Origin of the sequence: Gemella haemolysans, assembly GCF_012273215.1 — a bacterium.
In the GTDB taxonomy this organism is placed as follows: domain Bacteria; phylum Bacillota; class Bacilli; order Staphylococcales; family Gemellaceae; genus Gemella; species Gemella haemolysans_A.
In genome coordinates, this window is the sequence record NZ_CP050965.1 from 918900 (window position 1) to 933404 (window position 14505).

General features: G+C 30.1%; 13 protein-coding genes and 6 tRNA genes. All 19 read right to left on the minus strand.

Annotated features, from left to right (window positions below; genetic code table 11):
* Positions 1 to 4 precede the first annotated feature (4 nt).
* Positions 5 to 2173, minus strand: a complete 2169-nt coding sequence (locus tag FOC48_RS04340; RefSeq protein ID WP_003145889.1) for a Tex family protein — start codon at positions 2171 to 2173, stop codon at positions 5 to 7.
* Between the two features lies 1 nt (position 2174).
* Complete coding sequence (gene alr, locus FOC48_RS04345; protein WP_003145888.1) at positions 2175 to 3302, minus strand: alanine racemase; 1128 nt, start codon at positions 3300 to 3302, stop codon at positions 2175 to 2177.
* 4 nt (positions 3303 to 3306) lie between these two features.
* On the minus strand, positions 3307 to 3660 hold the full coding sequence (gene acpS / locus FOC48_RS04350; protein WP_003145887.1) for a holo-ACP synthase: 354 nt from the start codon (positions 3658 to 3660) through the stop codon (positions 3307 to 3309).
* A 351-nt stretch (positions 3661 to 4011) separates the two neighbouring features.
* The gene (locus FOC48_RS04355; RefSeq protein ID WP_003145886.1) at positions 4012 to 4737 is read right to left on the minus strand and encodes a zinc metallopeptidase; all 726 of its coding nucleotides are present in this window, start codon (positions 4735 to 4737) and stop codon (positions 4012 to 4014) included.
* Positions 4738 to 5009: 272 nt separating this feature from the next.
* Positions 5010 to 6317: a ribosome biogenesis GTPase Der gene (der, locus tag FOC48_RS04360; protein WP_003145884.1), complete on the minus strand. Its 1308-nt coding sequence runs from the start codon at positions 6315 to 6317 to the stop codon at positions 5010 to 5012.
* A gap of 102 nt (positions 6318 to 6419) precedes the next feature.
* Complete coding sequence (rpsA, locus tag FOC48_RS04365; RefSeq protein ID WP_035466759.1) at positions 6420 to 7628, minus strand: 30S ribosomal protein S1; 1209 nt, start codon at positions 7626 to 7628, stop codon at positions 6420 to 6422.
* 81 nt (positions 7629 to 7709) lie between these two features.
* A complete protein-coding gene (gene trmD, locus FOC48_RS04370; protein ID WP_003145881.1) occupies positions 7710 to 8441 on the minus strand; it encodes a tRNA (guanosine(37)-N1)-methyltransferase TrmD in 732 nt (243 codons plus the stop codon).
* Positions 8441 to 8950, minus strand: coding sequence for a ribosome maturation factor RimM (gene rimM / locus FOC48_RS04375; protein WP_003145879.1), 510 nt, complete (start codon positions 8948 to 8950; stop codon positions 8441 to 8443). The genes trmD and rimM overlap by 1 nt, the downstream gene beginning before the upstream one ends.
* 24 nt (positions 8951 to 8974) lie before the next feature.
* Positions 8975 to 10534 carry a PhnE/PtxC family ABC transporter permease gene (locus FOC48_RS04380; RefSeq protein ID WP_003145878.1) on the minus strand — a complete coding sequence of 520 codons (1560 nt, stop codon included), beginning with the start codon at positions 10532 to 10534 and terminating at the stop codon, positions 8975 to 8977.
* Complete coding sequence (gene phnC, locus FOC48_RS04385) at positions 10509 to 11246, minus strand: phosphonate ABC transporter ATP-binding protein (RefSeq protein WP_003145877.1); 738 nt, start codon at positions 11244 to 11246, stop codon at positions 10509 to 10511. The genes FOC48_RS04380 and phnC overlap by 26 nt, the downstream gene beginning before the upstream one ends.
* Positions 11247 to 11460: 214 nt before the next feature.
* Positions 11461 to 11808, minus strand: coding sequence for a DUF6568 family protein (locus FOC48_RS04390; RefSeq protein WP_003145875.1), 348 nt, complete (start codon positions 11806 to 11808; stop codon positions 11461 to 11463).
* Positions 11809 to 11958: 150 nt separating this feature from the next.
* Positions 11959 to 12034, minus strand: a tRNA-His gene (locus tag FOC48_RS04395).
* 26 nt (positions 12035 to 12060) lie between these two features.
* Positions 12061 to 12133 (minus strand) — tRNA-Phe (locus FOC48_RS04400).
* A gap of 5 nt (positions 12134 to 12138) precedes the next feature.
* Positions 12139 to 12214, minus strand: a tRNA-Asp gene (locus FOC48_RS04405).
* A 31-nt stretch (positions 12215 to 12245) separates the two neighbouring features.
* Positions 12246 to 12320 (minus strand) — tRNA-Glu (locus FOC48_RS04410).
* An 11-nt stretch (positions 12321 to 12331) separates the two neighbouring features.
* Positions 12332 to 12419 (minus strand) — tRNA-Ser (locus tag FOC48_RS04415).
* Between the two features lie 2 nt (positions 12420 to 12421).
* Positions 12422 to 12495 (minus strand) — tRNA-Asn (locus tag FOC48_RS04420).
* Positions 12496 to 12691: 196 nt separating this feature from the next.
* Positions 12692 to 13576 (minus strand): phosphate/phosphite/phosphonate ABC transporter substrate-binding protein, encoded by an 885-nt coding sequence (locus FOC48_RS04425; RefSeq protein ID WP_003145874.1) that lies wholly within the window; start codon positions 13574 to 13576, stop codon positions 12692 to 12694.
* A gap of 157 nt (positions 13577 to 13733) precedes the next feature.
* Entirely contained in the window at positions 13734 to 14504 is a 771-nt protein-coding gene (locus FOC48_RS04430) for a YlmH family RNA-binding protein (protein ID WP_003145872.1), read from the minus strand.
* Between the last annotated feature and the right edge of the window lies 1 nt (position 14505).

Below are 14505 nucleotides of genomic sequence, written 5' to 3' on the forward strand. Positions count from 1 at the left end.
TCCTCTAATCTTTAAACATCGCTAGTGCAACACGACCTCGTTCTTTGTCTACGTCAATAACATAAACATCAACAATTTGTCCTACACTCAACACGTCTAATGGGTTTTTAATATAATTTTTACTAATTTTTGAAATATGAACCATAGCATCTTTCTTAAGACCGATATCTATAAAAGCTCCAAACTGTGTAATATTTCTAACAGTTCCTGCTAATTTCACACCAATTTGCAGGTCATCTATTGTCAGAATATCTGATTTTAACAATGGTTTAGCAAATGATTCACGTTCATCACGTAATGGCTGTTTTAAATCTTTAATTATATCTTCTAGTGTTTCTAATCCTACACCGATTTTTTCAGCCAGTTCTTTCTTGTCTACAGCTTCCACAGTAGTTGCAAACTCTTCAGTTCCAACTTCCTTTGTAGATAATTTCAATTCTTTTAATAAATTTTCTGCAGCTTTATAACTCTCAGGATGGATACCTGTAGCATCAAAGATATTTTTACTATCCGATATTCTAAAGAATCCTACACATTGCTCATATGTTTTCTTACCTAATCTTGGTACTTTAGCAATTTCTTTAATAGTTTCTATTTTTCCATTTTCTTGGCGATAAGCCACAATATTCTTAGCTATTTGCTTATTAACACCTGAAACATATGATAATAAAGATACTGAGGCAGTATTAACATTTACCCCTACTTTATTTACCGCTGTTTCTACTACGAAAGTAAGCTCTTTTTCTAAAAACTTAGGTGTTATATCGTGTTGATATTGTCCAACACCAATAGACTTAGGATCAATTTTTACAAGTTCACTAAGCGGATCTTGAATACGGCGTGCAATAGATACTGCGCTTCTTTCTTCTACATTAAAATCAGGGAATTCTTCACGAGCTACTTCACTAGCAGAGTAAACACTCGCCCCCGCTTCATTTACTATAACATAATCTTTTTTTAATCCCGCTTCTTTTAAATTTTCTACAACAAATTTTTCAGTTTCACGAGATGCTGTCCCATTACCAATAGCAATCAGATTGATATTATGTTTATTAATAAATTTAATTAGATCTTTTTTAGATTTCTCTTGTTTGTCTACTGATGCTGGTTTATGTGGATAGATAACCATCTTATCTATAAAATTACCATATTCATCAACAATCGCCATCTTACAACCAGTTCTGAACGCTGGATCTATCCCTAGTACTTTTTTATTTTTTAGTGGACTTTGCATTAAAAGCTGTTTTAAGTTTTCTGAGAAAATAACTACAGAATCTTCTTCTGCTTTCTTCGTTAAGTCACTTCGAATTTCTCTTTCAATAGACGGATAGATTAAACGTTTCATACTATCCGCAATACATTCTAATAGTAATTCATTTATTGCTGTTTGGCGATTTTTTGTTAGCCCTCTAAGAATATAATTATGTAATCTATCTTTATCGTTTTCTATACTTACACGAATTATTCCTTCTTTTTCTGCTCTATTTAAAGCAAGAATTCTATGAGAAGCAATTTTCGAAATTTGTTCACCGAATTCGTAGTAGTTTTTGTATGTAGAGTTTTCGTCTTTCTCTTCTCCACCTTTTTTCAGCACTGAAGTGATTTGACCGAATTTTCTAGTGTTTTCTAATACATACTCACGATATTTTGCACTATCAGAAATATTTTCAGCAATAATATCTAGTGCATAATTAATTGCTTCTTCAATACTATTTACTTCTTTTTCTGCATTTATATATTTAGCTGCTTCTTTATTTAAATCATCAATTGATTTTGGTAATTTTAATATGTAGTTAGCTAAATTTTCTAATCCTTTTTCTTTAGCTATCGTAGCTTTCGTACGTTTTTTCTCTTTAAACGGACGATACAAATCTTCTACCCTTTGTAGTTTTTCTTGAGCTAAAATATCTTTTTTCAACTCGTCAGTAAGTAGACCTTTTTCTGAAATTAATCTAATTACTTCTTCTTTTCTTTCTTCAAGAGATTTTAAGTAATTAAATTCATCTTGAATTTGTTTTATTGCAACTTCGTCTAATGAATTTGTTAATTCTTTTCTATACCTAGCGATAAAAGCAATTGTATTTCCTTCTTCTAACAGATTCAATACATTTACTATATATTTATCTTGTATTTTTAGCTTAGTTGCTAAATTTTTTGTAATTTTCTCGTACATTCTATAACTCCATCTTATTTTTATAATAAACTCTTGGAACACGTTTATTTATACAACAAAATATTTCATAACTTATTGTATTTTGATATTCAGCGAATTCGTCTACTGAGACTTTTTGTCCGCTATATTCTCCAAAGAATAGTACGTCGTCACCCACTTTTACATTTTTACTACAACGAACCATAAGTTGGTCCATACATACACGTCCGACAATCTCACACTCTTCAGATCCTACTCTAATTTTAAACCCTTGGGCTCTTCGTAGTAAACCATCTGCATATCCTATTGGCACTGTTGCGATATATTCATCTTGTTTAGCTTCATAACTAACACCATAACCAAGCTTTTGTCCTGCCTGAAATTTTTTCACATGTGTCACTTTACTAACTAAACTAGCTACAGGTTCTAGTTGCACCTTATCTAATTTCTCAATATTTCCGCTAGGATAACATCCATACATAGCAATACCAATTCTTGTAAGATTATACTGATCATCTCTATTGCTATACTTAACTGTACCAGCTGAATTTTCTATATGAATGTATTTTGGTTTATGTGTAAAGATTTTAAGACTTCTTTCGAAATTTTCTGTCTGATAATTGTCATAATTATCATCCTCTCCATCAGCATTTGAGTAGTGTGAGAAAATTCCTTCAAAATCAATTTTTTCCGAATCTAATAAGTTATCAATTTCTTTTAGTTCTTCTAAATCAGAAGTTCCAATTCTTCCCATACCAGTGTCTAGCTTAACATGAATTTTTAATTTTCCTTCAATTTGTTGCAAGTGTACTAAAGATTCTTCTAACCACTCTTTAGAAGGACAAGTTAAAGAGACATTATTTTCTACTGCATATTTAACATTTTGGGAATTTATAACTCCTAATACAAGAACCATGCTATCTTTAATAACATCTTTAAGTTCTAAAGCTTCTTCTAATGTTGCTGTTGCGAAATGTCTAACTCCATTTTGATATAGATGCTCTGCGATTACTTTCGAACCTAATCCATAAGAATCAGCTTTAACAACAGCTAACCCTATTTTTTCATTATTAAGACTATTTAGCTTATTATAATTATTAAGCAATGCATCCAAATTTACTCTTAATTGTGTTGGTCTATCATTAATCATTAATCTAATCCCCTTTCTCTAAAACAACAAACGCCACTACTGTTGTATCAGTATGGCTTATAGTCAGATGTGTCCTAAAGTCACCATATTCTATAAATGGTTTTCCATTTTCATCTTTTTTCACCTCAACATCATGAAAAGAAAATTCCTTAGAAATTCCTACTCCAAGTGCTTTAGAGGTTGCTTCTTTTACGGCAAATCGTCCCGCAAGAAACTCCATTTTCCTTCTATTATTTGTTATTTTATAAAATTCATTTAATTCATTTTCTGTATATAATTTTTCAAGTCGTTTTTTATCATCAACATACTTTTCGAAGCGATGAATATCCACGATATCACAACCGATTCCGTAAATCATTTTTTACCTCTTTATTATATAATCTTACAATATTATAACACTAATACGAATATTATGAAAGCTTTATATACTAGTTACTTAGCTTTATTATTTACTTAAATGAATAGAAAAATCATGATATCGTCATTAACTCATCCCGCAAAGTTTATTGAAAATCTTAAAAGCATCTATAAAACGAATTTAGATAATAATAAGCCACTGTATTTATAAGTTATCATGTAAAACTATTTAAAATTATATCTTTTTAATAGTACATATATAAAAAAATAAACGACTCAAAGATCAAAATTTTAAAAAATTCTTAACTTTAAGTCGTTAAATTATATATCCGTATATTAGATTAATTTTATATTAATCTCTATTATTACTGTTTAATAAGATAAAGATGAATCTTAATAGTTCCATTAAAGCAACCATCGCTGCTGCTACATATGTTAATGCTGCCGCAGTTAGAACTTTTCGACAGTGTCTGTGTTCTTGATCATCTACAATATTTAAATCAATTACTTGCTCTAAAGCACGCTTTGAAGCATCGAACTCTACAGGTAATGTCACTACTTGGAATAGTACTGCAAATAGCATAAAGCCTACTCCAACCCAAGCAACAGTATAACCAAATTGTCCGATTAATCCTGTTAATAAGAATCCTACCATAATAAGAATAGTTGATAAGTTTCCTCCAAGATTTGCTAAAGGTACTAGTGAGTGTCTCCATCTCATCGGTTTGTAGTCGGCTACTTTATCTTGAATAACGTGACCAATTTCGTGTGCAGCAATTGCAACTGATGCAACTGTAGGTTGATCATGTACAATTGGTGATAAAACTACAACATTATTAGTTGGATCATAGTGGTCTGATAATTCAACCTCACCTCTTACTACTCTAACACCTGTAATTCCATTTGCTTGCATTATTATTTCCGCAACTTCTTTTCCAGTTAATCCTGATTTTGTTCTTACTTTTTTATATCTTTCGTATGTTCTTTTTACTTTGAATTGTGCCCATAGTGGGATTAACATAATTAGTAAAAAGTAAAGTATATAACTTCCTGACATTCCATAATATCCTAATGGCATATAGATTACCTCCTAATTAGTAAATTATATAAGATGAATTATACCATGTTTTAAGTATATTTGCTAGTATTTTGACTAAATTTTACCATTAAATTTAAATGAAAATTTCATAAGTTATTTTTCAACAATAGTTTCATAATTTAACTAGCAAAAAGAGCGGGACTGACTCAAAAATCGTGATTCCGTAGAAATCGATTTTGTCGAGTCAGCCCCACTCTCTTAACACTTTATTAAGTTAATATATCGAAATTTGAATACCTAAAATATCCTTACTAGTTTCTTTGTCTTGCTAATAGTTTAATAGGAGTTCCTTCGAAATTGAATGAATCACGAATTCTATTTTCTAAAAATCTCTCATATGAGAAGTGCATAAGTTCTGGATAATTCACGAAGAACACGAATGTCGGTGGATTAATCGCAACTTGCGATGCATAGAAAATATTAAGTCTTTTACCTTTATCTTGTGGTGTTGGATTCATAGAAACAGCATCCACAACGATTTCGTTAAGTGTAGAACTTTGAATACGACGTTGTCTATTTTCATAAGATTCTTTAATTAATGGGAATATGTTAAATACACGTTGTTTTGTTTTTGCAGAAACATAAACGATTTTCGCATAATCTAGGTATGCAAAACTATCACGAATTTTTTCTTCAAATTCTTTCATAGTTTTATCATCTTTTTCAATTGCATCCCATTTGTTTACAACGATGATTACACCTTTTCCAGATTCGTGAGCATATCCAGCTACTTTCTTATCTTGTTCAATAATACCTTCTTCAGCATTAAGAACAACTAAGACGACATCTGAACGTTCAATAGCTTTAAGAGAACGTAGAACTGAATATTTTTCACAACTTTCATAAACCTTACCACGTTTTCTAATACCAGCTGTATCAATTACTACATATTCATCACCATTATGTTTGAAGTCAGTATCAATAGCATCACGTGTTGTACCAGCAATATCAGAGGCAATTACACGCTCTTCTCCTAGGATTGTGTTAATTAAACTAGATTTCCCTACGTTAGGTCGTCCTATTAGTGAGAACCTGATTTTATCATCTTCTTCCTCTTCTTCTAGAACTTTAAAGTTTTTACAAACTTCATCTAATAAATCACCGATACCTAAACCGTGTGATCCAGAAATTGGGAATGGATCTCCAAATCCTAATGAATAGAAATCATAAATCATATGATTCATATCAAAATTATCAATTTTATTTACTGCAAGAACTACTGGTTTATCAGTTTTATATAATAATTTTGCAACTTCTTCATCATCACTAGTAACACCATCGCGACCGTTTGTTAAGAATATAATTACATCGGCTTCATCGATTGCTAATTCAGCTTGCGCTCTGATTTGTTTTTGGAATGGAGTATCTTCTAACTCAATTCCCCCTGTATCAATCATGAAGAATGAATAGTTCAACCATTCTGCTTTTGAATAAATTCTATCTCGCGTAACACCTGCTACGTCTTCAACGATTGAAAGTCTATCACCAATAATTTTATTGAAAATTGTAGATTTACCTACATTAGGGCGTCCTATTATCGCAACTGTTGGTTTTGCCATGTTTTTCCCTCCATATCTTTAAATTTTTACTTTATCTTTATACCTAAAAAATAAAAGCAATAGACAAGCTATCTACTGCCTTTATTTCTCTATTTTTTAAAATTAAAGTTCGATGTCTTTAAATTTGTCACCTAAACTAAATGAAGTATCTTCATCTTTTAAGTAAGAAGTATCGTATTCTGCTTCTTCTTTAACTTCTTCTTTAACTGGTTTTTCTAAAAGTTCTTTGATTGATAGAGATAATCTTTCGCTTTCGAAATCAAATTCTAATACTTTTACAGTAACTTTGTCACCTTTTTTAAGAACGTCTTCTACGTTTGTTACTCTATCATGAGAAATTTGAGAAATGTGAACTAATCCTTCAACTTCTGGTAAAACTTCTACGAAAGCACCGAATGCAGTTGTGTTACGAACAACTCCTTCTAATACATCACCAGCTTTGATTGTAGCACGAGCTACTTCCCATTGAGTTGGTAATAATGTTTTTGCTGAAAGTGAAATTTTTTCATTTTCTTTATCTACAGCGATAACAGCAACTTTAACTGTATCCCCAACTGAAATTACGTCAGAAACTTTTTCTACACGAGCGTGAGAAATTTCTGAGATGTGAAGTAATCCGTCAACTTCACCAATGTTTACAAAAGCACCGAAGTCAGTAATACGACTAACTTTACCTTCAATAACATCACCTTCATTAATGTTTCCGTATACTTCAGCTAATTTTTTAGCTTTTTCTTCTTCTAAAATTACACGTCTGTTTAAGATAATTTTATTTTTAGATTTGTCCACTTCTTCAATTTTGAATGTGTACTCATTTCCTACAAATTTAGATAGGTCTTTTCTAAATTTAGTGTCGATATATGAACCTGGGATAAACGCACGTAATCCTTCTACGTCTGCTAATAATCCACCTTTAGTTTGTCCTGAAACTGTAGCTTGAATTAATTCTCCATTTTCAAATTTTTCAATGATTCCTGTCCAAGATAATTCCATTAATTTTTTATATTCAGCATTTTCTAAAATTTTGTATGATAAATAAATTACACCAGGTACGTCTTCTGATCTTTTTTCACGGTCAGCTCTGATTCCTGTTACTTGAGCTTCTACTTCATCGCCAACTGATAATACTTCTTCAATATTTTCGAATGGTTTTCTTGTAATTTGATTACGTAAAATTACGCAGTCGTATTGAGCTCCTGCTACATCAACGTATACTTTATCATTATCGATTTTAGATACTGTACCAGTTACTTTATCTCCTTTTTTCAGCATTTCTGAGCTATTTAATAATTCCTCAAATGAAGTTGTCATTACTTCTAATCCTCCTGTGCTTACAATACATACTATATTAATATTATACATCAAAAATATAGTTATGTCATTTATTTTATGTTAATTTTTTAATTCTTTTTTTATTTCATCGAGTAATTTTGATTCCTCTTTACTAAATTCATAGTTATCTAGTAAATCTGGACGTCTTAGATATGTTCTTCGTAGACTTTCTTTTTTTCTGTAAGTTTCTATGTTCTTATGATGTCCACTTGTTAGCACATCAGGAACTACCATCCCTTTGTAATCTTTTGGTCTTGTGTATTGTGGATATTCTAAAAGACCTGTTGAAAATGAATCATCTTTATGAGATTCTTCTTTTCCTAATACATCTGGTACTAGTCTAGCAATACTATCAACCATAGTCATCGCAGCAAATTCCCCACCAGTTAAAATGAAATCTCCAATTGAGAGTTCATCAGTTACAAGGGATTCTCTAATTCTCTCATCGTATCCTTCATAATGACCACAGATAAATATTAAATGCTCTTCTTCTGAAAGTTCCTCAGCTTTTTTCTGACTAAATCTTTCTCCTTGAGGACATAATAAGATGATACGTGTTTTATCTGTTTTATCTAAACTTTCTACAGCATTAAATATTGGTTCAGGTTTTAAAACCATACCTTGACCACCACCGAATGGATAATCATCTACTTGATTATGCTTATTCCCAGAGAATTTACGATAATCTACTATATTTATGTCTAATAACTTATTATCTTTTGCTTTTCCTAAAATCGAATGATTTAACGAATCAAACATATCAGGAAATAACGTCAGTATATCAATTTTCATTAGTCAATTAGTCCTTCCATAACTTCGATATCTATTTTCTTATTCTCAACATCTATTTTCTTCACTATATCCTCAATGTATGGTATCAAGATTTCTTTACCATTTTGAGATTTTATAACCCAAACATCATTAGCTCCTGGTGTTAAGATTTCAGAAATTTCACCTAAAGATTTTCCATTTTCATCAAAAACTTCACATCCGATGATCTCATGAAAGTAGAATTCATTTTCTTCCAACTCTCCAATATTATCTGAATCAATTTTAATTTGCAGATTTTTAAGTTTTTCAGCTTCTTCAATCGAGTCAATTCCAACAAACTTCACCAAAAGGTTGTTTTTATGTGTTCTATAGCTTTCTACAGTCACTTCTTTTACAACTTGATTACCACGTGTTATTAATAATTCAGTGCCTTTTTCAAAGCGTTGCTCTTCAAAATCTGTAGATGAAATTACTTTTACTTCTCCTTTCAATGAGTGCGTATTTACAATTTTTCCTACTTTTAAACGCATTTAATCCTCCTATGTAATTTTACACTATTTTTTAACTTTCATTCTAATTAAATATGATATATTTTCTATAATGATTATCGAAAGTGATAACCCAATTAATAATGTTGAAATTCTATTCCAATTTCTATATTCTATATTATTTACAAGTAAATGTCCAATTCCACCTGCTCCAACCATTCCAAGTATCGTAGAATTTTTAATATTTGATTCAAATCTATACAACACTATAGTAACAAATTCAGGGAAATATCCATTAAATATTATTTTTATATAACTAATGAAACTTCCAAGACCTAAACTCTTCGTCATTAAAAGTACATTAGTATTTATCCCTTCTAGAACTTCATTATACATTTTTGTCATTACACCAACTGTATAAATGTATAATGCGAAAAAGCTACTTATTGCCCCTGGTCCAAATCCTCTAAAGAATATTAAGGCTACTATTATTGGCGGGAATGTTCTTAGTATATTTATAAAAATTTTCATGCTTAGCGCTTTATATTTACCAAACAAATTAACAGAAGATAAGTACGATGTAAAAATCGCTGTTACTGCTGCAAATATCGTTGCACTAAAAGCTATTTCAATACTTACCATTAACTCGGTAAACATCTTTGGTACATATGCTAGATCAGGATTTATAATTCCATTCCCCAATACTTTTAACTGTTTTAATCCTATTAAAAATCTTTCTTGAGTAATAGTAATATATTTAGCGACATATAGAATGCTTCCAACTAGAACTATAGGTGTAACAACTCTAATAGTATTTTTTCTAAAGATGAATTTATCAAAAGTTAATTGTGAAGAATTACTATAATTTCTAAAAAAGTAACTCACTAAATCGATAAAAAATATTAAAATTACTAGAGTAAGTATAATTATTGAGACTCTATCATATCTCAAATGATTCAGCTCTTGCCACAATCTTTGACCTATCCCACCTGCTCCTACTAATCCTAGAACACTCGCTCCACGAATACTAGACTCCAATGTTAGAAAATAAACCGAAATTACTTGAGGTTTCAAATTAGAAAGAATTGCATTTTTATATATAATAAATTTTGAGCTTCCTAGTGACTCCATTGCCTCTAGCTGTTTAATCTCTACTTCTTCTGCATACTCCTTAAGCAATTTAGAAGCTGTAAGGAAATTAATTAAATAAATACTTACAAATCCACTAAACACACCTGTACTAAATAAACTAACAAGAATAGCCGCAATAATTAGAAAAGGTATTGTTCTAAAAATAGAAAATACAGCACTAAATATTTTAGGTATTATTTTCAATTTAAAAAGTACATTTGTCAATATCGGTAAAAATAATAACGCTGTAAATAAAGCTAATATTGATGAAAACAAAGCAATATTTATAGTTTCAATTATAGGTTGTTTTAGTTCTCCTAGAATTGTAAAATCAATAGGATACATACGACCTAATAAATTTTGTATTCTTTTAAATCCTACTGAAAAAGTCTTAGCATCATATTGAATGTTAGCAATCAAAAATATACATATTCCAAATATCCCCGCTAATATTTTATTTATATGTTTTTTAATTATAAAGTTCTTCAAATTCATCTTCAGTCACCATAGCAGAATCTTTATAAAATAAAACTTTTCCGTCTTTCAATCCTAAAATCTTTGTACTATATTTTTTTGCAAGATTTACATCGTGTAAGTTAATTAAAACAGTAATTCCATTTTCTTCATTCAACTTTTTAAATGTATCCATAATTAATGTAGTATTTTTTTCATCTAAACTACTTATAGGCTCGTCAGCTAACAATATTGTTGGATTTTGAGCAAGGGCTTTAGCTATTGCAACACGCTGTTTTTGCCCTCCTGATAAATACTTAGATTTTTTAAACGCTTCTTCTTCTAATCCAACCTGTTTTAAATATCCTACACCTTCAATATACTCTTTTTTTGTATATCCAAGTAATAAACCAAGAGCCGACTTATTTACTAAATAAGGAGTTAAAACATTTTCAACTGTATAAAGATTATCAAGAACATTGTAATCTTGGAAGATAAAAGCAATTTTTCTTCTAATAAGTTTCAACTTCTTTTTATTAAAATTTATTATATTCTCACCTGCAATATTAATTTCCCCAGATTTGGGTTTATTTAATAAATTCAAGCAACGAAGTAAAGTTGATTTACCTGCACCACTCTTACCAACTACAGCTATGAATTCCCCTTTTTCAACATTGAACGAAATATCATTCAAAATATTTTTTACTCCATAATTAAAAACTAAGTTTTTAACTTCTAACTTTTCACTTTTCACTCAATCACCTCGTTATCATATAATGAATTTTAAAATAAACTAATAAATACTTTAGCAAAATTTTATAACTACTATTATATCATTTAAAACGTTTTTTTTCAGTAATTTACTTTTAAAATTTATACGATAGATTTACCATTAATTTTTATTATAATTAATTATTGTAGTTTATAAAATAATTAACTCGCCTACCTTAAATAGACGAGTTAAATTATTATTTAATAAATGATGTAATTTCTTCTACAGATAAACTAGAATCACATACAACTTTAACTTCACCAGCTTCAGCAACTAATAAGCCTGGTACTGTTCTAACTGCATATTTTTCACGTAATAAATCTATTCCTGATGCATCAGAAAAATCTTCAGAGTTAATGAAGAATGCTTCTACGTTATTAGAAACAACTACTTCACTAATTTTTGGCATAAACCTTCTACAGAACGGGCATGATGATCTACCAATAAATAGTACAAATTTTTCTTTTGATTCAATCTTCTCAAATGCAGTTTTTGAATCAATTACTTTAAAGTTTGCTAAATCTTGTTCGAATGTTTTTTCCATGTTATTTTATCTCCTTGAGTTTATAGGTTTAATTTTACTCTTATTTTTAAAAAATTTCTATTTATTTGCTTACAAACTTTAAAACTCTATTTTATATAGAAAAAAAGAAGTAATGTAATTCTACACTACTTCTTTGCTAATTTCTAAAAATGGGGCGGCTGAGGGGAATCGAACCCCCGAATGTCGGAACCACAATCCGATGCGTTAACCACTTCGCCACAGCCGCCAAAATATTAAGTTTAAATAAAAAAATGCCTTGAGACAGAGTCGAACTGCCGACACATGGAGCTTCAATCCATTGCTCTACCAACTGAGCTATCAAGGCAAAAATGGCGGTCCCGACGGGAATCGAACCCGCGATCTCCTGCGTGACAGGCAGGCGTGATAACCGCTACACCACGGGACCTAACTCTTATTCTCAATGTATTTAATTCAAATGGTGACCCGTACGGGATTCGAACCCGTGTTACCGCCGTGAAAGGGCGGTGTCTTAACCACTTGACCAACGGGCCAATAAAAAAAACGGAGCAGGAGGGATTTGAACCCTCGCGCCGGTTTCCCGACCTACACCCTTAGCAGGGGCGCCTCTTCAGCCTCTTGAGTACTACTCCAACTCCACAGGCAGGACTCGAACCTGCGACCCTCTGATTAACAGTCAGATGCTACTACCAACTGAGCTACTGTGGATAAATATTTGTGTTCCTAACGAACAATATTTATTATACAAAAGTATTAACATAATGTCAATACTTTTGTATAACTTTTTTTATTTTTTCAATTACATATTTAAAACTCACTTATTATCCTTGATAAAATAGTATTTTTAAAATTCAATTTTGAATAAATTTTTTATAGAATTAATATTTTTTTGAAATTATTCGTATTATTTTACTTTATTCAAATCAATATTCATTTTTTCAGAGATTCTCACTATTGCTTTATATGCGTCATTATTTGGTTCTTCAAAACCAGTAATACTGAATAGATTTGTTAAAATCTGAATTGTTTCTTTATCATTTTGAATATCTAATAATGCCTGTTTTATTTTTTTCTGTGTTTCTTCATCTAAGTTATTAGATGCTACTACTGTTACTCCTGGTATTAGCTCACTTTTTGCAATCGGTATAACATCTTCTTTTAGTGTAGGAAATTCTTTTGTATATTTTCTAATTACATTTTCATAGCTAGCTACTGCATCTACATCTTTATTTAGTAATAATTGTAAGCTTTTATCATGACCTCCACTAAATTGATACTGTATGTCTTTATCTAAATCAATTCCAGCATCTTTCAACATTGCACCAGCATAAATGTAACCTGATGCAGATGAAGGATCAACAAAAGCAATTTTTTTCCCTTTCAAATCAGCTAAGCTTTTTATGTTAGAATCTTTTCTAACAAATACTTCTGCAAAATAACCAGGTTTTCCACTAGTACTTCTTCCTACTAATAAGTTTTTTGTATTACTTTGTTTATTAGAAAGCACCGCAGAAAATGGTGGTACTAATCCAAAATCAACACTTCCACTTCCTATACCTTCTATAACCCCAATATAACTACTAGCAGTGAATACCTCAACTTTCATCCCTAGTTTATCTCCTAGAGCTTTCGCAAATGGTGATAAATCATCTACCAGTTTTTCACTATTGCTGCTAGGTACTACACCAAGTTTTAACACTTTTTCTTCTTTAGTTGAACTCTTTTGAGAACAACCAATTAAAGAAAATACCAATAAGAAAGAAAAAATAGTTAATAATATTTTTTTCATTTTACTTACCTCATAATTATTTGTATAATTTTGTTTTATACAATTGAGTATAGCACAATACATTCAACAATAAAATGAAAACGCTCATTTTTGAAAAAATAATAAAAAATTGTCTCAAAATACGACTTTATGTCTATGTATTGAGACAATCATTTGATTAAATTAATTTTGATATTGTAATTCTATATTTCAAACTCTTCTTATTTTGTTTGTATTCTTTGACTACGAATCTTCCGTACTTCCTAATAGAAATAATATCTTGAATTGTACAATTTTTTTCACCATTTCTAACGATTACATGGTTTAACTTTATAAAATCTTGATCTAAGAACTCTTTCACCTTACTTCGAGACTTATTAGTAATTTTTGCTGCTATTGAATCTAATCTAAATGAAGAACTTACTATTTCAAAATCTTCATATTTTTTTTCTATAGCAACATCAGCTAACTCAACTCTCTCGAAATTTAAATTTACTCTACCAGCTTTCGTGAATTCCATCGTTATATAGTCGGCAATTTCTTCATCAACAAAAATATAAACTTCATTCTCAAGAACAACAATATCCCCAAATCTATTTATATTAATACCTAAGTTGTGAATTGCTCCTAAAATATTTCTATGCTCGATTTTGTTAAATTTATTATTATATTTAGCTTTCAAGCAGACAATATCATAATCTACATCATAATATTCATTTGAAATAATCTTTGCTTTCTTTTTCTCAGCATCATTATATCCACCAAAAAACTCTATTTTAAAATCACTATAATTATATGCAACTATTTGTTCTAAAACTATCTGTTCGAAATTAGTTAGAAACTTTGTAACAGTATTTCTATTTTCCACAAAACTTATACTCTGCAAAAGTTTTTCGGCTACTTCTTTTTGTTCTACTGACGCTTGCTGTAAAAAATTTAATTTTTTCATA

Coding starts and splice junctions, on each gene's coding strand:
- FOC48_RS04340 (WP_003145889.1), bottom strand. CDS start 2,173: ATGTACGAGAAAATTACAAAAAATTTAGCAACTAAGCTAAAAATACAA.
- alr (WP_003145888.1), bottom strand. CDS start 3,302: ATGATTAATGATAGACCAACACAATTAAGAGTAAATTTGGATGCATTG.
- acpS (WP_003145887.1), bottom strand. CDS start 3,660: ATGATTTACGGAATCGGTTGTGATATCGTGGATATTCATCGCTTCGAA.
- FOC48_RS04355 (WP_003145886.1), bottom strand. CDS start 4,737: ATGCCATTAGGATATTATGGAATGTCAGGAAGTTATATACTTTACTTT.
- der (WP_003145884.1), bottom strand. CDS start 6,317: ATGGCAAAACCAACAGTTGCGATAATAGGACGCCCTAATGTAGGTAAA.
- rpsA (WP_035466759.1), bottom strand. CDS start 7,628: ATGACAACTTCATTTGAGGAATTATTAAATAGCTCAGAAATGCTGAAA.
- trmD (WP_003145881.1), bottom strand. CDS start 8,441: ATGAAAATTGATATACTGACGTTATTTCCTGATATGTTTGATTCGTTA.
- rimM (WP_003145879.1), bottom strand. CDS start 8,950: ATGCGTTTAAAAGTAGGAAAAATTGTAAATACGCACTCATTGAAAGGA.
- FOC48_RS04380 (WP_003145878.1), bottom strand. CDS start 10,534: ATGAATTTGAAGAACTTTATAATTAAAAAACATATAAATAAAATATTA.
- FOC48_RS04390 (WP_003145875.1), bottom strand. CDS start 11,808: ATGGAAAAAACATTCGAACAAGATTTAGCAAACTTTAAAGTAATTGAT.
- FOC48_RS04425 (WP_003145874.1), bottom strand. CDS start 13,576: ATGAAAAAAATATTATTAACTATTTTTTCTTTCTTATTGGTATTTTCT.
- FOC48_RS04430 (WP_003145872.1), bottom strand. CDS start 14,504: ATGAAAAAATTAAATTTTTTACAGCAAGCGTCAGTAGAACAAAAAGAA.